This window comes from Nakamurella sp. UYEF19, from assembly GCF_040546275.1.
GTDB lineage: Bacteria > Actinomycetota > Actinomycetes > Mycobacteriales > Nakamurellaceae > Nakamurella.
Genome location: NZ_JBEPNO010000008.1, coordinates 193349 through 212371, shown reverse-complemented (window position 1 = coordinate 212371; position 19023 = coordinate 193349). Strand labels below are relative to the sequence as shown.

The following is a 19023-nucleotide window of genomic DNA, read 5'->3' as shown; positions in this document are numbered from 1 at the left end:
CGAGGCGTCCGTCACCGGGCCGGCCGTCATCGAGCGGCGAGGTGGGCGAGCCAGCCGCCGGCGTCGCTGATGTCGACGACGTCATCGCGCCCGAGGGCCTCGGCGCGCATCCGCATGGCGAGCGAGCCGGTCCCGTCACCCATCTCGATCACGCCAAGTTCCAACTCGGCAGGTTCCTGCGGCAGCAGCGACTCCCGCAGCAGTTCGTAGCTGACCTCGTAGAGCTCGCCGAGCACGGCCACGCCGCCTTCGGTGACCGGGTGCAGACCGGGGAATTCGTCGCGGACGGAGAAGAACCGGTACCGCGGCGCGGTCAGGGCTGCGCCCAGCAGGGTCCCCCCGTCGAGGGCGTGGTGCAGCGACCCGCCCGACAGCGCCTGACCGTTGATGAACATCCGTATCGTGCTCACGAGTGGTTCCCTCTTCCCTGTTCCTGCTGCTGATCCCGGACGTGTGCCCTATCCTGCGCCGTCATCCTGCGCCGTCATCCTGCGCCGTCATCCTGGCCTGTGCCGTCATCCTGGCCTGTGCCGTCATCCTGGCCTGTGCCGCCGGCGAGCAGTCGGTCGGGTCCGAGATCGGATATCTCGAGGACCGTCTCGATGCCCATGACGAGATCCGCGACCAGGTCGCCCCAGAGCGGCGCGAAGGTGAACGAGTAGGTGCCGCCGACGACGAACATCCCGGGCGTCCGGGAAACCTCGCCCACCACCGGCATCTCGTCAGCACAGGCGGCCAAGGGTCCAGTCCAGACACGGTCGAGCGGGCGGGCACCGATGGCCGGGAGGATCCGGCGCACCTGGCCGAGATTCGCCTCGATACTGCTCTGCCGGGCGTCCGCCTGGCCGTCAGGACCCATCGGCCCGGCCGGCCAACCACCACCGACCATGATCTGGCCGTCATCGGTCTGCTTGACCGACAAACCCTCTCCCACATGCGCTACCACGTACGGCAGGGCCAGCCCACCGGCGACGAGCGTGTGCATCTGGAGGGCCGTCGGCGACATGTCCACCGGCGCGCCGGCCAGACCGGAGATCTCCCCGATCCACGGGCCGGCGGCGTTCACCACGGCCGGCGCCGACCACACCTCGTCGCCGGCCTGGACGAACCATCCGCCATCGGTGCGATGCAGGGCATGCACCCGTGTGTTGACCCGCAGGACGGCGCCGGCGCCGATCGCGTGCCGGACAAGGGTGGGGGTCACCAGGGCCGGATCGGCGAACCCGTCCCAGCCGCACCAGGTGGCGCCGATCACTGCCGAAGAGAGCAGGGGCAGCGCCGACCTGGCCTGCTCCGCGTCGAGAACCTCGGTGGCGATGCCCATCTCGCGCTCCCAGAGGTGTTTGCGGTGCAGATCTTCGAGCTGCTGCGGGGTCTCGGCCACCATCAGACCGCCGCATCGACGGAATCCGACCGCGCCGATCTCCTCCTCCCAGGTCTCCCACCGCTCGCGCGCCGCCCGCTGCAACGGCAACAGCCGGCGGACGTCGACCGGCACCTGCTGTCCTGGTCGTCGGGTGTGGATCGTCTGGATGTGCACGTTGCCCGCAGTCGTGCCCGATCCCTGGCGACCCGGCACATCGCGTTCGAGCAGAACCACCTTCAGTCCGCGGGTGGCAGCCCGGTGGGCCACCGCTGCGCCGACGATGCCGGCGCCGATGACGATGACGTCCGCAGTGCTCATCCGATCCCGGACTCCTCGACGACCTTGCGGATCGCAGCGAGCGTGGTCGGTTCGATCACCGGCAGCAGTGGCGGGCGGACCCGTCCGCCCGGCTGCCCCAGAAGAGCCATGACGGCCTTGAGCTGCGGGATCGGCGAGGCGAAGATCCCGCTGTAGTCAGGGTTGATGAGCTTTCCGGACAGGCTCTGGTACCGGTCGACCCACGCGATGGCGCCGTCCCGATCCTTGGCCTGGACACACGCGTAGTAGGGCACGGCGTAGGGAGCGCCGACGCCGCCGCCGTCGATGTTGCCATCGCCACCGACGCCGAGCAGGACAGCCAGTCCCCGCCGGTGCAGGAAGGATCCGAACACTGCCACCCGGTCGGCGCACTGCTCGACGGTCGAGATCATGGACAGCCAGTCGCCCGTGCTGTCCTTGATCGCTACCACCTGCGGCAGGTCCGCCAGCCGCTGGAACAGACCGTCGTACCGGCCCATGTCGACCGCGACTCCGCGTGGCCAGTTGTAGACCATGAACGGCAGGTCGGTGCCGCCGGAAACCTCGCGGTAGAAGGCGAAGGTCTCGTCCGCGGACGGATGGACGTACGGCGGCGGCGTGGCCAGCACGCCGTCCGCGCCGATTTCCGCGGCGTGGCGGGCCAGTTCGATGGCCTCGGCAGCCGTATAGGCCGTCACCCCGATCACCACCGGACAACGTCCGGCCACCTCTGATACCGCGATACGCGCGACATCCCGTCGCTCGGCGGGCGTCTGGCTGAACCATTCACCCGTACTTCCGTTGACCAGGATCCCGTGCACGCCCTGACGGACGTAGAGGTCCATCAAGCGCCGGAGGGCGTCCTCGTCCAGATGTCCGGCGCTGTCGAACGGAGTCGGCGCCGCCGGCCAATACCCGCGCCAGGAAACATCTCTGCGATCCACGAACCACTCCCCCCACGCTGTCCGCCGCCGGGAGAGCGACGTCGGCGGAACCCCCGGACACCGGACGTGCCGGAGTGCCGCAGGTGTGCCGAAGGTGCAAACGATTGCACCCAGTGGGCCAGATCAAACCCGCCCTCGTCAAGAGGCGCAGATCACCCTCATGGTTCGAGTCGCTTGGCGCCGAGCTGGGTGGTCAGCAGCTCGATCGCCATTTCCTCCGGGTCACGCACGGCCGCCCGCGGCGCGGTTGGGTCGAACTCGTCGCCGTAGTCGTCGGGAATCTCCTCCTCATCAGGCGGAGGAATCAGGTCGGACACCGGGCCGCCTACGCGGCCGTTCTGCGGCCCGGCGGGCCCAGGAGGCGGGCGGTTACCCGGACCCGACCCCTGACCGGCCGGTCCGTCAGCGGCGTCGCATCGGATGGCCCAGTCGACGCCCAGCACCTCCTTGAGCGCCGCTCGGAGCAGGTCGGCGTTCGCCGGTTCGACCACGCGGCGGGCCATACCAGCGGCCGGCATCGTCAGGTGGAGCGCACTCCCGCTGACGGACGCGACCGTGGCCGACGCCAACAGGATCTGCGTGGTGCGCCGGTGACGCTGGACCGCCGTGAGCACCTCGTTCCAGACCCGACGGACATCGGTCACGTCGACGTCGCCGGCACGCGCTGCCGTGGAGGCCGGCGGCGCAGAATCGCTGACCTGCTCGGTTCGTGCGGGCTCGGTGCGTGGGGATGCGGTCGCCGAAGTCGGCCTTGCCGTGGCCCGATCGGAAGCAGCCCGATCGGAAGCAGCCCGATCGGATCCGGGCTGATCGGATCCGGGCTGATCGGATGTGGGCTGATCGGATGTGGGCTGTTCGGATGTGGGCTGTTCGGCCCGGGGACGTGCGCCTGGCGGACGCTCGCCTGGCGGACGCTCGCCTGGCGGACGCTCGCCTTGCGGACGCTCGGCCTGAGGACGGTCTGACCGGGTGCTCTGGGCCGGGCTGCGGTCGGCTCGGCCTTGCGTGCCTGAGGGTGCACGATCGTCAGCGCTGTTCTGGGATCGAACCGCCGGCGCGGCCTGCTTGCCTGACTGGGTGGGCCTCGACCCCGAGAGCCGCGGGGGCGCAGGCAATCCCAGGCTCGGCGCGGTGGCCGGCCTGGTCCCTGGCGGACCGCCGCTCTGCTGACGGTCGTTCGCCGAACCAGGCTCCCGGCGCCCACCCGACGACCCGCTCGGCGCAGCGGACGGCCTGGCATCCGGGCTCATCGGAGCGCCGGTCTGCGAGGCCCGTCGGAACCTCTGCTCCGGGGAAACCTGTGCTGCGGGCGTCGCGGGCACTGCAGCCGGACGTTCGACCGGCTGCGACTGACGGTCCGATGGTTCTGGTGGGGCCTCGCGGGTCGGTGCAGCAGTCGTGGGCGGCCCGGATCGTCCGGACGGCGGCAGGCCTGCGGTGGTCGGGGGCGCGAGCATCGTTCTCGAGGCAGCCGGCGCCGAGTTCGGTATCGGCGAGTTCGAAGCCGGCGAGTTCGAAGCCGGCGAGTTCGAAGCCGGCGAGTTCGAAGCGACCGGCGCCGGATCGTGGACCGCGGGCGGCGGGGGCACGATCGCGCGAGCCTGTTCGCCAGTGCCCGGCCCTGGATCCTCCCCGGCGATGGACATCCGGCGTTCCATCCGCTCCAGCCGCTGCAGCAGGGCACCGTCCGCCAATGAAGCTGCCGGCAACAGCATGCGGGCGCACATCAGCTCGAGCACCAACCGCGGTGACGTGGTGCCGCGCATTTCCACCAGACCGGTGTGCAGTACCTCCGCGAATCGCGAAACGGTTGCGGTGCCCAGCCTCTCGACCTGAATCGACATCAAGGCCAGCTGGTCTTCCGGAGCGTCGATCAGCCCCTTGCCGGCGGCATCGGGGACTGCGCCGAGCACCACCAGGTCGCGCATGCGCTGCAGCAGGTCGGCGGCGAAGCGACGCGGATCGTGACCGGCCTCCACCACCTTGTCGACGACGCCGAACACCGAGGAACCATCGCCAGCCGCAAGCGCATCCGCCATCTCGTCCAGCAGCGCAGCGTCCGTGACCCCGAGCAGCGCGACCGAGTGGCGGTAGGTGACACCGTCGTCGCCGGCGCCGGCCATCAGCTGATCGAGGATGGACAGGGAATCACGTGCCGAACCACCACCGGCCTGGACCACCAGCGGGAACACCGCGGACTCGACGACGACACCCTCTTCGGCGCACAACCGCTCGAGCAACGAGCGCAGGGTCGCGGGCGGGATCAGCCGGAAGGGATAGTGGTGCGTCCTCGACCGGATGGTGGTCAGCACCTTGTCGGGTTCGGTGGTCGCGAAGATGAAGATCAGGTGCTCTGGCGGTTCCTCGACGATCTTCAGCAGGGCATTGAAGCCCTCTTTGCTGACCATGTGGGCCTCGTCGATGATGAACACCCGGTAGCGCGACTCGGCCGGCATGTAGAAGGCGCGATCACGCAGGTCCCTGGTGTCGTTGACGCCACCGTGACTGGCCGCGTCGAGCTCGATGACGTCGAGCGAACCCGGCCCCTCGGGAGCGAGGGCGATGCAGGACGGGCAGACGCCGCAGGGATCGGGCGTCGGTCCCTGCACGCAGTTGAGGGACCGGGCCAGGATGCGCGCCGACGACGTCTTCCCGCAGCCGCGGGGGCCGGAGAACAGGTAGGCGTGGTTGATCCGACCGGCGGCCAGGGCCGTGCGCAGCGGTTCGGTGACGTGCTCCTGCCCGACGACCTCCGCGAAGGTTGCCGGTCGGTATTTTCGATACAGAGCCAACGCCACGGCCCGAGAGTACGTGTTCCCACCGACAGTGACGCGGGCCGCAGGCTCGCCGGAACTGTCGGGAGGGCTGTGCTGGGCGAGGGTGCCTCGGAACCGAACCGCAGCGGCCGCCGGCGCGGAGAGACTGCAGTGACGCGGGCCGCAGGCTCGCCGGAACTGTCGGGAGGGCTGTGCTGGTGAAGGGTGCCTCGGAACCGAACCGCAGCGGCCGCCGGCGCGGAGAGACTGCAGTGACTCGGGCCGCAGGCTCGCCGGAACTGTCGGGAGGGCTGTGCTGGGCGAGGGTGCCTCGGAACCGAACTGCAACGGCCGCCGGCGCGGAGAGACTGCAGTGACGCGGGCCGCAGGCTCGCCGGAACTGTCGGGAGGGCTGTGCTGGGCAGGCGTGCCGTCACCCGACCAGCGCTGCACATACAGAATTGCCCAATCGGAGCCCGAATCCGCGGTTTTCGAGCACATCCGTATGCGCCGGGCATTCCTGCATACGCCGAAGGGGTCCGGGCATTCCTGTATGCGCCGAAGGGGTCCGGGCAAAGAAGGGGACCCCCGCACCCGCCAGAGCTCACGGACCCTTGCTGCCTTCCGGCCCTGGGGGGGTTGATGAGATGGACGCCGCGGGGGTCCATCGACCATGTTACCGGCCGCGCACGGTCCGCGCAGACCGCCGACGAGAGTGCGGGCGCACCCCCGGAACATTTCAGCTGAGCTGGAAACGTCCGGTGAGCTTGGTGCCGGCCCGACGCGGCTGCTGTTCGGCCTCACGAATGCGGGCCCAGACCGAAGTGCTGGCCTCGCCGTCCCGCAAGCGCTGCAGGGTGGTGCGACCGGACAGCTTCATCGACAGCTCGGCCGGGGTGATGTCGGCCGACAGACACCGGTCGGCCAGGTCTGCTTCAGTGAGGCGGAGACCGGCGGCGACCCAGACCTCACGGTCCTCTGCACTGATTCCCCGCTGCTCCCAGGCCGCCTCGTGGTCGGGCTCCTCCGCGACGATCGGGACCGGTGGCGGAACCTGCGCGAGACGGTCGACCACGGTCCGCTGCGTGGGAGCCTGTGCACGGGAAGCCGGTCGAACTGGGCCGGCACCGGTCGGTACCGCAAACGGGTCGACGAAAACACCGGCGGACCTGTCGGCGGCTGGGCGAGCGGGCGATGCCAACGGAGGCAGGAACAGCGACTGAGCTACCGGCAAGTCACCAACGGGCGAAGCGGCCGTACCGGCTTCCTCGACAACCGGCGCAACGGGGTCCGCACCAACTGGGAGCGGGGCAATCGCTGGGCCGCCGCCATCCGACTTGTGTGCACGGAATCGCCCGCGCACCTTTGCCGCCACAGATACCCCGATGACGGTGGACGGCCCACGAACCTTCCGCCCGAGTTCTTCCACAAACGAGAGAACTTGCTGGGTGCTGACATTCAGTTCCGAAGCCAACTCGTGCACCCTGATTTGCGTCAAAACCGGCCTCCACATCAACGGCTCGGCGAATCCCGGCCCCTCTGTCAAACACATGATGCCTCAAGACCGATCAACTTCGTCGGCCGGGACACACCTTCGGAGGTCGCCAGTCGTCTCCGACCCCACCCCGCTCAGAATGTTCTGGTAATGAATCGGTTTCGGAGAGTGAAGAGACCTCCGCGCCAACGCTCGGTTTCACCGCCCTGGACGCGGAAGACCCCTCGATCGAGTCGCCCGGGGGGCCGAGATCGTTTGGCTGTATCCGTGTTTCGGGGTCGGGGATTCACGCTCCCGTGTCAGCTGAACATGACGAAGACGGCAGAATCACGACGGCGGTTCGGACACCGAAGAACCGTCCGGCGCCGATTTTCATGACGACGGCCACAGCCACTTTCATGACGACGGCCCCAGCGGCCAGGCCCGGCGGGTCGACCTCTACCCACCCGGTACCGGAGAACCGGGTCTTATCAGGCGGACGGGCACCGCGTGGGAACGTTGCCAGTGCTGATGCCGATCGGCCGGAGAAGCAACAATTTTCTCGCTCCAGTGACTCGATCCGAGCCGGTTCGCATCATGTTGTCGACCCGACCCGCACCAGCGGGTCCCCAGGAACGGTGGATCCGGCGCACCATCCATCAGACGGTCCGGGCCCGCTCCGGCCCCTTGCCGGCCCACGGTGGTCGGAGGCAACCCCACACCACCGGTATAGTTCATCCCGGAGGATTCGCCTAGTGGCCTATGGCGCACGCTTGGAATGCGTGTTGGGTTAACCGCCCTCAGGGGTTCAAATCCCCTATCCTCCGCCGGCAAACAGCCCCTGACCTGCACCACGCAGGACAGGGGCTGTTCTGCGCTCCACGCCCGGCGCGACCACCCGTCATCACCGATCACCGTCGAAGGTCTTGCCGCGAGCCATCGGTTGCCCTAGAGTAACGGTTGCTCATGAGTAACCATTCAATGGCAGAGTCCATCCTCGATGCACTGGGTGACCCGCAGCGGCGGCAAATCGTCCAGCACCTCCGCGACGGTCCGCTGCCCGTCGGCAAACTCGCCGAACGGCTGACCATCGGCCGACCGGCCGTCAGCAAGCATCTGCGCGTGCTGTCCGATGTCGGGTTGGTCACCCACCAGCCGGTGGGGACCAGAAACCTCTACGCCCTGGCCCCGGAAGCCCTTGTCCCTCTTCAGCAATGGTTGACCCAGTTCTGGACGGACGCCCTCGAGGCGTTCGCCGATCATGTGTCCGGCCAGCAGCCGGCACCAGGGAAGGAACGGCCATGACAGTCACTCGCACCGGTCAGCAGGCAGATCGTGGTGCCGGGCCATCCGGACCTGTCGTTCGAGATCTTCACCGCCCAGATCGGACGGTGGTGGTCATTGGCCGGACGGCACAGCGTCTTCGGTGACGGCGGCACGGTCGAATTCGCCGACGGCCGGCTGGTCGAGACCTCGGCGGCCGGGGAGACGTCGATCTGCGGCGAGGTGCTGGAATGGGCACCCGGCGCACTGCTGAGACTGTGCTGGCGCCCGGGTGGCGCACCGGAACGCGCCACCGAGGTGCGGGTTCGCTTCGAATCGGTCGACACCGCCGAGGGCAGGGCTGCCACGCTGGTCACGCCGGAGCATCAGGGCTGGGAACGGACGGACGATGCGGACAGCTTCCGGGCCGGGTACGAGAAGGGCTCGCCCATCGTCATCGGCCGGTTCGGTGCGCAGGCCGTAAACCCGCAGGAGGCGCAGACTTCAGGATGGACCAAAGGCAACCGGCCCGGCAACCCACGCTCCGGATGCGACCTGGCTGATGTTCCGACACACTGCCGGGCCGGCAGCTCCCACCAACGGCCCGATCTTCGCCCACCCCGACTTCGCCGAGCATGCAGCCTTTCTCGGGAAGCTCGCTGAGGCGGACGTGTTACCGGCGGCCGGTCCGCCGGCCACCGGGGATCAACCCGGCGCCCACCGGATGGCCATCCTGGCCGTCCCCGCCGACGAAGTGGCGCAGTACGGGCGGAGGGCTACAGCAGAAGATCAGTCCGTCGTCCGGGCGCTCCTGGATGTGGACACCGTCACCTGGGACATCCGGTTCGGCCGGTGGGTGCCACAGCCTGTGTGAATCAGCAGAACACGGTCAGATCTCCTGCACTGCACCATTCTCGACGTGCCACCGGCGGTTGAGGTGGACGGCGTCGAGCATCCGCCGGTCGTGGGTCACCAGCAGCAACGTGCCGGTGTACTCCTCGAGCGCCTGCTCCAACTGCTCGATCGCGGCCAGGTCGAGGTGGTTGGTCGGCTCGTCCAGCACCAGCAGGTTGACGCCCCTGGCCTGCAGCAGGGCCAACGCAGCTCTGGTCCGCTCGCCGGGCGACAGCGAGATTGCTGGACGCAGCACGTGTTCGGCCCGCAGACCGAACTTCGCCAGCAGCGTGCGCACCTCGGATTCCGGCCAGTCCGGGACCAGGTCGCCGAAGGCGCGCAGCAGACCGGACGGACCGAGGAGCAGACCGCGCGCCTGGTCGACCTCCCCGACTGCGACCCCTGACCCGAGGCTCGCGTGGCCGGCCACCAGTGGCAGCCGACCGAGAAGAACGGCCAGCAGGGTCGATTTCCCACCGCCGTTCGGACCCGTGACCCCGATCCGGTCACCGACGTCCACCTGCAGATCGACGGGGCCGAGGGTGAACGTTCCGCGACGTGCGATCGCGCCACGGGCGACCGCCACGACGGTGCCGGAGCGAGGTGCGGCCTGGATCGAATACTGCAGTTCCCATTCCTTGCGCGGTTCGGCGACCTCCGGAAGCCGTTCGATCAGGCGCTCCGTCTGACGCGCCTTCGCGGCCTGCTTCTCGGTCTGCTCGACGCGGAAGTTGCGACCGATCTTGTCGTTGTCCTTCTTCTTCGTCGCTTTACGAAGTCCGGCGTCCAACCAGGCGCGCTGCATCCGGCCCCGCTCCTGCAGGCCCGACTTGCGGTCGGCGTACTCCTCGAAGGCCTCCCGGGCATGACGACGACCCACCTCACGTTCGGCCAGATAGGAGTCATAACCGCCGCCATAGACACCGACGCTCTGCTGCGCCAGATCGAGTTCCACCACCGAGGTGACGCAGCGGGCCAGGAACTCCCGGTCGTGCGAGACGACCACCATGCCCACCCGTTGACCGGTGACGAACCGTTCTAGCCGGGCCAGTCCGTCGAGGTCGAGGTCATTGGTGGGCTCGTCGAGCAGGAGTACGTCGAACCGCGACAGCAGCAGGGCGGCCAGCCCGACACGGGCGGCCTGCCCGCCGGACAGTCCGGTCATCGGCATCGCCTCGTCGACGGCCAGGCCGAGATCGGCCAGCATCGCCTCGGTCCGCTCGGCCAGGTCGGCGCCCCCGAGGGACAGCCACCGCTCCAGCGCGACCGAGTACTCCTCGTCGGCGCCGTCCGCGCCCTCGGTCAACGCCTGGGTCGCCACCTCGAGATCGGCGGTGGCCGCCGCGACCCCGGTGCGCCGGGCCAGGTGCCCTCCGACCGTCTCGCCGTCCGGCCGCTCGACCTCCTGCGGCAGGTAGCCGACCGTGGCGTCCGGCGGGCTGAGCGACACCCGACCGGTCTCGGCGGTGTCGACACCGGCCAGCAGTCGCAGCAGGGTGGATTTCCCCGCCCCGTTGACGCCGACCAGGCCGACCACGTCACCCGGCGCGACCACCAGATCGAGACCGGAGAACAGGGTCTTCTCGCCGTGGGCGGCGCCCAGATCACGGGCCAGCAGGGTTGCACTCACAGAGGGAGATGATGCCAGCTTCCACCGCAGACTGGCGCCGACATTGTTTCCCTGACGTTTCCCCATTTCGACGGGCCGACACGCAGATGAAACCGGAGGTGACCGCAGTGGAAACAGGTGACCGGTTTGCTCAGACATGACTCGTTCAAAGACAACGAGGCGCGTCTAGGGTTCCGCCGTTTCCGATGGTTGTGGCAGCTGTGCTGCCAGGGCCGCTGTTAGCGGGCTGCGACCGAGAGATGCAGGCAGTTCTCCCTGACGAAGGTCAGAGGGAAGTGCTCCACGGCGGGATAAAAGCCCGGGAGGCCATCTTGTGGCCCCCGCCGGCGTCGTCGTGGGCCTCTTGTCCACCACAGGAGTCTCCACCATGACCACTATCGCTCTGGGTACGGATCCGCGCGCATCTGCCGACCTCGAAGAGTTCGGATACGAACAGCAGCTCCACCGATCCATCGGCACCTATGCATCGTTCGCGGCGGGGTTCTCCTTCGTCTCCATTCTCACCACCATCTTCCAATTGTTCGGCTTCGGCTATTCGTTTGCCGGCCCGGTCTTCTTCTGGACGTGGCCGGCGGTGTTCCTCGGCCAGTTGACGGTGGCCATGTGTTTCGCGGAACTCGCTGCGCGATATCCGATCTCAGGTGCCATCTACCAGTGGTCACGCCGACTGGGTGGCCACGTCGTCGGCTGGTTCGCCGGCTGGACGATGATTCTGGCCCAGATCGTGACGGTCGCCGCGGCGGCCATTGCGATGCAGGCCGTCCTCCCCGAGATCTGGTCCGGATTCCAGCTGGTCGGCGGCAGCCCATTCCTGAACACCTCCACCGGGGCGACGAATGCGGTCATCCTGGGCGTCATCGTCCTGACCATCACCACCATCATCAATGCGGCGGCCGTCCGGGTGATGGCCATCGTGAATTCCATCGGTGTGACGGCCGAGATCATCGGCGTCGTCCTCCTGTCGATCGCCCTGTTCTCCCATGCGAAGCGCGGGCCCGGCATCGTTCTCAACACCTCGGGACTCTCCGGCACGCTGTTCGGCTCACTCCTGGTCGCGTCGCTGATGGCGGCGTACGTGATGGTGGGATTCGACTCGGCCGGCGAGCTGTCCGAGGAGACGCACAACCCGCGACGGACCGCACCGCGCACCATCATCCGCGCGCTCACCATCTCGGCCGCCGGCGGCACCCTGATCCTGGTCGGCGCCCTGATGGCCTCCCCCGAGGCCAACGATCCGAACATCGCAGGTCAGGGGCTTGCCTACGTGATCACCAGCCGGCTGGGCGATACCCTCGGCAGGGTGTTCCTCGCCGACGTCGTCCTCGCCGCCTTCGTCTGCACCCTTGCCATCCAGACGGCCACCACCCGGATGATCTTCTCGATGTCGCGCGACGAGGTGCTTCCGTTCTCCAAGAAGCTGGGCAAGGTCTCGAAGAACGGCGCCACCGCGGTGGCTGCGGTGGTCGTCGGGGTGCTGGCCGTCGCCCTGCTGGTGGTCAACCTCGGCAACACCGGCGTGTTCACCGCCCTGACCAGCGTCTGCATCGTGCTGCTCTACCTGGCCTACCTGATGGTCACCGTGCCGATGCTGATCCGTCGCATCAACGGCACCTGGGAGCGCAGTGCTGCCGAACGCGCGACCATGGACGAGACCGGCCGGCCCCTGTTCAGCCTCGGCCGGTTCGGCTTCGTGATCAACCTGATCGCGGTGCTGTTCGGTGTGGCCATGATGGTCAACCTGGCCTGGCCGCGACCCGCCGTCTACAACCCCTCGGGCGACAGCTCAGTGCTGCAGAACTTCGCCCTGGTCTGCATCGCCGTGGCCCTCGGCGGTGGCTTCCTGGTGTTCACCGCCAAGAAGAAGGCCTACCGCGCCGCCATCGGACACACGGATCAGGTGTCCGCCCGATGACTCCACTGTTCTCGCAGACTCCACTGTTCTCGCACGAGATCCCGGGCGGCGCAGCATGGTCCGTTTCGATCAGGGCCGGCCGGACGCTGACGCTGACGACCACGGGCGACGGTGCCAACGTGTCGACCCTCGTCTTCGCTGCCGACCGGCTCGACCGGATGAATCTGCCGGACACGCTCAAAGCGCAGATGACCGCCCGCATCCTGCCGCCGGTCGTGTTGATGAGCGACCGGGGCCTCGCTCTGGCGTCGGTGATCGCCTCCTCGGTTGACTGGCACGACGCATTGTGTGGCTTCACCCGCGCCGCCGATCTGGACCGCTTCACCCCCACCGACTACCAGCACGACCGGAACTCCTGGCACCGCAGCGCCCGCGAGCTGTTCCTGGTGGAACTGGCGAAGTACGGCATGGGCGAGGCGGATCTGCACGGCACCGTCAACTTCTTCTCCAAGGTCACCTCGTCGCTGGATCCGTTGTGCTCCTTGAGCTTCCAGTCGAACGCGTCCGTCGTCGGCGACCACGTCACGCTACGCGCCGAGCAGGATCTGCTGATCGTCCTCGCTACCACGCCCCATCCACTCGACCAGTCGCCTACGTTCGATCCGGCCGGCGTCCGTGCGGACGTCGGGATTGCCGACCCGTGGGACGACGCCGACCCATCCGCGACATTCCGCGCCGAGAGTGCCCGCGCGCTCGAACAGACCCGAAAGGCGTTCGCATGACCGGCGTTCTCGCCCACACGCTGACCGACAGCACGATGGATCCGGAGACAGCGGTGCTGGACACCGTGGTCGGGGCCGGCGACGGCTTCCTCGGCACCATCCCGGCCGGTGGTCGTTTCCGCATCGTCGACCTGGACGGCAACCAGGCTGCCGACACCCTCTTCTACGACGCCTCCGACATCGACAACCGTTACAGCGCATTTGATACGGTCCGCGAGCAGGCCGGGGTCTACCTGACCACCGGCTCGCGACTGCTGTCCGGCCGTGGCGATCTGCTGGCCACCATCGTGGCCGACACCTGCGGCCGGCACGACACCATCGGCGGCGCCTGCGCTCAGGAGTCGAACGTGATCCGCTACGGCGAACACACCCGCCACCAGCACGCCTGCCGTCAGACCTTCCTGAAATACGGTGCGGCAGCCGGAATCGGACAGCGTCAGCTCGGTCACAACATCAACTTCTTCATGAACGTGCCGGTGACGCCGGACGGCGGGCTGACCTTCGCCGACGGGCTGTCCGCGCCCGGCAAGTACGTGGAGATCGAGGCGGCCATGGACATCCTGGTGCTGATCTCCAACTGCCCCCAGCTCAACAACCCCTGCAACGGCTGGAATCCCACACCAGTCCAGCTACTGGGCTGGTGGGACAAGTGACGACGTCGCTGTTCGAACCGGGTCAAGAAGTATTCGGCGAGGAGACCGCCGCATTGCCGGGAAGTGTGACGATCGAGGTCGTCAGACCCGGTATCCAGACGACGGTCCAGGACCTGGCCGGACGGTCGGGCCGGTGGGATGTGGGGGTGCCGCCGTCGGGCGCGTTCGACGACTTCTCCTTCGCCATCGCGGGTCTGGTCGTCGGCAACAATTCCGGTGACGCGGGTCTGGAGTGCGTGATGGTCGGCCCGGTGCTGCGCTTCTCCGGGGAATCGGTGATCTGCGTGGCCGGCGCAGCAGTGGCGGCCACCGTCGACGGTCTGCCGGTCGTCCCGGGGGTGGCCACCGTCGTCCCAGATGGCGCCGTTCTGGACATGGGCAAGCTGGCCGGCCCTGGCATGCGCGGCTACCTCGCCGTCCGGGGCGGACTCGGGGTGCCGGTCGTGCTCGGCAGCCGTTCGACGTTCATCCTCGGGAAGTTCGGCGGGTTCTCCGGACGACCACTGAGGCGCGGAGACATTCTGCAGCGGAACGACTCCGCTACCGTCCTCCCGGTACACCGCGCTGCACTGCCGGTGCTCACCTCGTCGTGGAAGATCCGGGTGATGCTGGGTCCGCATGGTGCACCGGTGCACCTCACCCCGGAGGGTGCTGACGCGCTGTTCGGGGGCGAATGGACCGTCGACCATCGATCCGACCGGACCGGCGTACGCCTGCTCGGCCCGATTCCGCTGTGGGCCAGGCCCGACGGCGGTGAAGCCGGGCTGCACCCCTCGAACGTGCACGATTCCGCCTATCCTGTCGGCGGAATCATGCTGTCCGGCGACACTCCGGTGATCGTCGGGCCCGATGGGCCCAGTCTCGGCGGCTTCGTGGTGCCGTGCGTGGTGATCGGCGCCGACCGCTGGATGCTCGGACAGCTGCGGCCCGGTGATCAGGTCGAACTGGTGCCGGTCTCCCTGGACGTCGCCGACGCCGCCATCGCCGCCCGCCGTGCCTTCCTGGCCGGGATCGGCCGTGCTGTCCCCGCAGTCCACATCGATCCAGGCAGAGTCGACGTCGATCCAGGAAGCGGACCGAACTTGAAGACGGCGCTTCCGGCGCCGCTGGCCGCACTCCCGGCTGCCGGGCATCGGCCGGACCTCACCGTGCGCCTGGCCGGTGACCGGCACGTGCTCGTCGAGGCCGGCAACGTGGAGTTCGACCTGACGGTACGGATGTGGATCCACCTGCTGGCCGGTGCCCTCCGGGCGGATCGACCTCGCGGGGTCGTCGAGATCGTCGAGGGTGTTCGCTCACTGCTGGTTGCGGTCGACGACACCGTCCTGAGGCCCACCGTTCTCGCCGGCCTGCTCGCCGAGATGGCAGGCCGGGTCGTGGATCCGACCGAGGTGGTGCTGGACGTCCGGGAGGTCGCCCTACCGATCGCGTTCGATCATCCGCTCGCCCACGAGGCCATGGAGCGCTACCAACGCTCGGTCAATCCCGACGCCCCCTGGTGCCCGGACAACGTCGAGTTCATCCGGCGGATGAACGACCTGCCTGTCCGCGACACCGTCTTCGACATCGTCACGGCGGCAACGTATCTGGTCGTCGGGCTCGGGGATGTGTATCTCGGTGCTCCGGTGGCGGTCCCGATCGACCCACGGCACCGGTTGGTCACCACCAAGTACAACCCGGCCCGCACGTGGACACCGCAGAACGCCGTCGGCATCGGCGGCATCTACCTCTGCGTCTACGGCATGGAGGGTCCCGGTGGGTATCAGCTCGTCGGCCGGACCGTACCGGTCTGGCGACTCCTGCCGGACGAACCGGAACGGGACCCGCAGCCCTGGCTGCTCCGGCAGTTCGATCGGCTGCATTTCACTCCGGTGAGCGCCGAGGAGCTGGAAGATACCCGGGCCGACATCCTCTCCGGACGAACCGATCTGCACACCAGAGCGGCACAGTTCTCGCTCGCCGAGGTGGCACGGATCGAATCAGAGCACGCCACCGAGATCGCGGCGCTGCGCGGCACCCGTCAGGCAGCGTTCCAGGCCGAGAGGAACCGGTGGAACGCATGACGAGGACCCTCCCGACCTTCGTCGTCGCCGCACCGATCGCACCGGATCTCCCTGCTGTCGAACGGGTTCGCAGCGCCTACCAGCGCATTGTCTCGGTCGACCGTCCGGAGGTCTGGATCACCCTGCGCGACGAGCGGGAGGTCCTCCACGAAGCGGCCCTGATCGACGCGAGAGTGTCGGCCGGCCAGACCCTTCCGCTGGCAGGCCTGCTCGTGGCCGTCAAGGACAACATCGACGTGGCAGGTCTGCCGACCACCGCCGCGTGCCCGGAGTTCACCTTCCAACCGGTGCGCACCGCCACCGCGATCGCCCGGCTGATCGACGCCGGCGCCATCGTCCTGGGCAAGACCAACATGGACCAGTTCGCCACCGGTCTGGTGGGCACCCGTTCGCCCTACGGCGCGGTCCGCTGCGCGTGGGACCCGGAGAGGGTGTCCGGCGGCTCGAGTTCCGGATCGTCGGTCGCGGTGGCCCTCGGCATCGCCGACCTCGGCATCGGTACCGACACCGCCGGTTCCGGTCGCGTTCCGGCCGCCTTCCACGGGTTGATCGGCCTCAAGGCGACCTTGGGGCTGGTCCCCAACACGGGAGTCCTGCCGGCCTGCGCCGACTACGACTGCGTGACGGTCTTCGCGGCCGGATTACCGTTGGCGCAGAGAGCACTTCGGGTGATGACCGGGCACGACCCCGCCGATCCCCGCAGCCGGAGGTGGCCGGCCGAAGTGCCGCTGGCTGCGCCGGCGCGGCCCAGGGTGGCAGTCCCTCGTGACGTCGATCTGGAGGTGCTGGACCCCGGCTACCGCCACGCGTTCAGCGCCTACGTCGAGCGACTCGTCGCGTCCGGGGTGCAGTTGGAAACGGTCGACATCTCCGGCCTTCTTCAGGCTGCCCTTCTGCTCTACGACGGCGCGATCGTTGCGGAGCGATACTCGGCGGTCGGGAAGTTCATGGCCACCGGCCCAGCAGGGGCCGATCCCACCGTGTCGCGCATCATCCTGGAGGCCGGGACGGTCGGCGGTCCGGCCGTCATCGACGATCTGCAGGCTCTGCTCGAGGCGAGAGCAGCTGCGGCACGGACACTTTCCGGCTTCGACGGTCTGCTGCTGCCGACCACCACCGAACACCCGACCATCGCCGACGTGCAGGCCGATCCGCTCGGGATCAATCGGAGAATGGGGACCTACACCAACTTCTGCAATCTGCTGGACATGGCCGCAGTGGCCTTTCCGGCCGGAACTGCCGCAGGCGCACCGTTCGGCGTGATGGTGGTGGTCCCGGCCTTCCACGACCAGGTGGCCCTCGACCTCGCGGCGCGCTTCCTGGATCTCGGCACGTCAGGATCAGACGTGCTGCCGGACAACGGGATTCCACTGACGGTATTCGGTGCCCATCTCCGCGGGCAACCGCTCAACGGCCAACTGGAGGACCTGGGCGCAAGATTCGTCGACACGGTCAGCACCAGCAACGCCTACCGTCTGATCGCGTTGGACACCTTGCCGCCCAAACCTGGTCTGGTGCGGGTGATTCCCGGACAGGGCCGGGGTATTGCCGGGGAGAAATGGCTCATCTCGCCAGCCGGCCTCGGTGCATTCGTCGCCGCCCTTCCCGCCCCGATGAGCCTGACCAGCGTCGAGCTCTCCGACGGCAGCTGGGTGGTGGGTTTCGGTTGCTCCCAGCAGGCCGCGCTGGACGGCGACGACATCACCGAGTTCGGCGGCTGGGCCGCCTATCTCGCTGCCTGCGCGCTTCCACCAGCGAGTGCCGGCCGAACTGGGCGGGCGCGGTGAGGCCGCAGAGCCCCATGGTCAGATCGAACTCGGCCGCGAGGTTCTGCACCACCTCGGAGACCCCGCGCGCTCCGGCCAACCCCAGCCCGTAGACGTACGGCCGCCCGACGCACACGGCGCGGGCGCCGAGCGCGATCGCCTTGGCGATGTCCGCGCCGCTCCGGACGCCGCTGTCCATCAGCACCGGGATGCGCCCGTCGACGGCGGCGACGACGTCCGGCAGACAGTCGAGCGACCCTCGTGCACCGTCGACCTGGCGGCCTCCGTGGGTGGACACGATCAACCCGTCGATCCCCTCATCAACAGCGCGGCGGGCATCGTCCGGGTGCAGGACACCCTTGAGCACCACCGGCAGCGACGTGAGTTCCCTGAGCAGCGCCAGGTTCTCCCACGTCAGGGAAGGCCGCGAGTACACCTCGAGGAAGGTCTGCACCGAGGCGCGCGGTACGGAGGATCGGAGGTTGTCCAGGAACCGTCCGGGATGACGATGGGAGATCGCCCCCAGTGCCCGGAGCGCCGCCGGGAGATCCCGCAGCATCGGCCGGGTTGTTGGCCCGTCAGGACGGCTGGCCACGATCGAGGCGAACACCGGGTCGCTGGTGTACTGGGCCAGCCCTTCGCCGAATGCGAACGGCAGGTGCCCGAGGTTGAGGTCTCGCGGGCGCCACCCCAACATCGTGGTGTCGAGCGTGACGACGATCGCCTCGCACTTCGCCACAGCGGCACGCTTGACCAGGCTCGCCACCAGCTCGTCCGAGGTACTCCAGTAGAGCTGGAACCACCTCGGCGCATCACCCATCACGGCTGCGCAGTCCTCCATCGATTGCGAGGCCTGATTCGAGAAGATGTACGGAACACCCAGGGCTGCAGCAGCTGTGGCCACCTCGACATCCGCGCCACGGCGGACGAGACCGAGAGCGCCGACCGGCGCGAGCAGGATGGGTGACGGTATCCGCCGGCCGAAGATCTCGACACCCGAGTCGCGGACCGACACGTCCCGCAGCACCCGCGGCGACAGCTCCCACCGATCGAACGCGGCCCGGTCCGCCCGGACGGTGCCCTCCAGACCGGCCCCACCGGCGACGTAGGCATATGCCCTCCGGGACAGCTTGTGGCGGGCGGCCCGGTCCAGCGACGGCCAGTCGGTCGGCACCGCCGGGGGACGACCGACAACACCGTCGGCGTAGATCAGACCCTGACGGATCCGCCCGGACATGTTGCTCAGCAACGGCTTCGCCATCTCGACCCCTTACCCCGGTCCA

15 protein-coding genes, 1 tRNA gene and 1 other RNA gene are annotated in these 19023 nt (G+C 68.5%); 9 read left to right on the top strand and 8 right to left on the bottom strand.

The window, feature by feature from the left end; genetic code table 11:
* Positions 1 to 26 precede the first annotated feature (26 nt).
* The 6 genes from ABIB25_RS13795 to ABIB25_RS13770 form a co-directional block, all read right to left on the bottom strand.
* Positions 27 to 395, bottom strand: a complete 369-nt coding sequence (locus ABIB25_RS13795) for an allophanate hydrolase-related protein (protein ID WP_502919816.1) — start codon at positions 393 to 395, stop codon at positions 27 to 29.
* An 89-nt stretch (positions 396 to 484) separates the two neighbouring features.
* Positions 485 to 1684 (bottom strand): NAD(P)/FAD-dependent oxidoreductase, encoded by a 1200-nt coding sequence (locus tag ABIB25_RS13790; protein WP_354529025.1) that lies wholly within the window; start codon positions 1682 to 1684, stop codon positions 485 to 487.
* Positions 1681 to 2607 (bottom strand): dihydrodipicolinate synthase family protein, encoded by a 927-nt coding sequence (locus ABIB25_RS13785; protein ID WP_354529024.1) that lies wholly within the window; start codon positions 2605 to 2607, stop codon positions 1681 to 1683. The genes ABIB25_RS13790 and ABIB25_RS13785 overlap by 4 nt, the downstream gene beginning before the upstream one ends.
* Positions 2608 to 2765: 158 nt before the next feature.
* Positions 2766 to 5399 (bottom strand): DNA polymerase III subunit gamma and tau, encoded by a 2634-nt coding sequence (locus ABIB25_RS13780; protein WP_354529058.1) that lies wholly within the window; start codon positions 5397 to 5399, stop codon positions 2766 to 2768.
* 536 nt (positions 5400 to 5935) lie between these two features.
* Positions 5936 to 6034, bottom strand: an RNA gene (ffs, locus tag ABIB25_RS13775) — signal recognition particle sRNA small type.
* Between the two features lie 68 nt (positions 6035 to 6102).
* On the bottom strand, positions 6103 to 6438 hold the full coding sequence (locus ABIB25_RS13770; RefSeq protein ID WP_354529023.1) for a hypothetical protein: 336 nt from the start codon (positions 6436 to 6438) through the stop codon (positions 6103 to 6105).
* A gap of 1140 nt (positions 6439 to 7578) precedes the next feature.
* Between ABIB25_RS13770 and ABIB25_RS13765 the strand changes: the two genes are divergently transcribed.
* The 4 genes from ABIB25_RS13765 to ABIB25_RS13750 all read left to right on the top strand — a co-directional run bounded on the left by ABIB25_RS13765 (position 7579) and on the right by ABIB25_RS13750 (position 8974).
* Positions 7579 to 7664 (top strand) — tRNA-Ser (locus tag ABIB25_RS13765).
* Between the two features lie 139 nt (positions 7665 to 7803).
* Complete coding sequence (locus ABIB25_RS13760; RefSeq protein ID WP_354529022.1) at positions 7804 to 8142, top strand: ArsR/SmtB family transcription factor; 339 nt, start codon at positions 7804 to 7806, stop codon at positions 8140 to 8142.
* Between the two features lie 33 nt (positions 8143 to 8175).
* Positions 8176 to 8763, top strand: a complete 588-nt coding sequence (locus ABIB25_RS13755; RefSeq protein WP_354529021.1) for an SRPBCC domain-containing protein — start codon at positions 8176 to 8178, stop codon at positions 8761 to 8763.
* A 7-nt stretch (positions 8764 to 8770) separates the two neighbouring features.
* Positions 8771 to 8974: a hypothetical protein gene (locus ABIB25_RS13750; protein WP_354529020.1), complete on the top strand. Its 204-nt coding sequence runs from the start codon at positions 8771 to 8773 to the stop codon at positions 8972 to 8974.
* A gap of 15 nt (positions 8975 to 8989) precedes the next feature.
* Here the strand turns inward: ABIB25_RS13750 and ABIB25_RS13745 are convergent, their stop codons facing one another.
* Positions 8990 to 10624: an ABC-F family ATP-binding cassette domain-containing protein gene (locus tag ABIB25_RS13745; protein ID WP_354529019.1), complete on the bottom strand. Its 1635-nt coding sequence runs from the start codon at positions 10622 to 10624 to the stop codon at positions 8990 to 8992.
* Between the two features lie 367 nt (positions 10625 to 10991).
* Here ABIB25_RS13745 and ABIB25_RS13740 point away from each other — a divergent pair, with 367 nt between their 5' ends.
* The 5 genes from ABIB25_RS13740 to atzF are packed head-to-tail and all read left to right on the top strand — an operon-like array spanning position 10992 to position 17761.
* Positions 10992 to 12536: an amino acid permease gene (locus ABIB25_RS13740; protein ID WP_354529018.1), complete on the top strand. Its 1545-nt coding sequence runs from the start codon at positions 10992 to 10994 to the stop codon at positions 12534 to 12536.
* Entirely contained in the window at positions 12533 to 13258 is a 726-nt protein-coding gene (locus ABIB25_RS13735) for an urea amidolyase associated protein UAAP1 (protein WP_354529017.1), read from the top strand. The genes ABIB25_RS13740 and ABIB25_RS13735 overlap by 4 nt, the downstream gene beginning before the upstream one ends.
* Complete coding sequence (locus ABIB25_RS13730) at positions 13255 to 13911, top strand: urea amidolyase associated protein UAAP2 (RefSeq protein WP_354529016.1); 657 nt, start codon at positions 13255 to 13257, stop codon at positions 13909 to 13911. The genes ABIB25_RS13735 and ABIB25_RS13730 overlap by 4 nt, the downstream gene beginning before the upstream one ends.
* Positions 13908 to 15974 carry a 5-oxoprolinase/urea amidolyase family protein gene (locus ABIB25_RS13725; RefSeq protein ID WP_354529015.1) on the top strand — a complete coding sequence of 689 codons (2067 nt, stop codon included), beginning with the start codon at positions 13908 to 13910 and terminating at the stop codon, positions 15972 to 15974. The genes ABIB25_RS13730 and ABIB25_RS13725 overlap by 4 nt, the downstream gene beginning before the upstream one ends.
* Positions 15971 to 17761 (top strand): allophanate hydrolase, encoded by a 1791-nt coding sequence (gene atzF / locus ABIB25_RS13720; protein ID WP_354529014.1) that lies wholly within the window; start codon positions 15971 to 15973, stop codon positions 17759 to 17761. The genes ABIB25_RS13725 and atzF overlap by 4 nt, the downstream gene beginning before the upstream one ends.
* Here atzF and ABIB25_RS13715 read toward each other — a convergent pair.
* On the bottom strand, positions 17676 to 19001 hold the full coding sequence (locus ABIB25_RS13715; protein WP_354529013.1) for an alpha-hydroxy-acid oxidizing protein: 1326 nt from the start codon (positions 18999 to 19001) through the stop codon (positions 17676 to 17678). The genes atzF and ABIB25_RS13715 overlap by 86 nt on opposite strands.
* Positions 19002 to 19023 lie beyond the last annotated feature (22 nt).

Excerpts from the sequence above, each read along its gene's own strand:
- ABIB25_RS13795 (WP_502919816.1), bottom strand. The coding sequence starts at position 395 with ATGTTCATCAACGGTCAGGCGCTGTCGGGCGGGTCGCTGCACCACGCC.
- ABIB25_RS13790 (WP_354529025.1), bottom strand. The coding sequence starts at position 1,684 with ATGAGCACTGCGGACGTCATCGTCATCGGCGCCGGCATCGTCGGCGCA.
- ABIB25_RS13760 (WP_354529022.1), top strand. The coding sequence starts at position 7,804 with ATGAGTAACCATTCAATGGCAGAGTCCATCCTCGATGCACTGGGTGAC.
- ABIB25_RS13740 (WP_354529018.1), top strand. The coding sequence starts at position 10,992 with ATGACCACTATCGCTCTGGGTACGGATCCGCGCGCATCTGCCGACCTC.
- ABIB25_RS13735 (WP_354529017.1), top strand. The coding sequence starts at position 12,533 with ATGACTCCACTGTTCTCGCAGACTCCACTGTTCTCGCACGAGATCCCG.
- ABIB25_RS13730 (WP_354529016.1), top strand. The coding sequence starts at position 13,255 with ATGACCGGCGTTCTCGCCCACACGCTGACCGACAGCACGATGGATCCG.
- atzF (WP_354529014.1), top strand. The coding sequence starts at position 15,971 with ATGACGAGGACCCTCCCGACCTTCGTCGTCGCCGCACCGATCGCACCG.
- ABIB25_RS13715 (WP_354529013.1), bottom strand. The coding sequence starts at position 19,001 with ATGGCGAAGCCGTTGCTGAGCAACATGTCCGGGCGGATCCGTCAGGGT.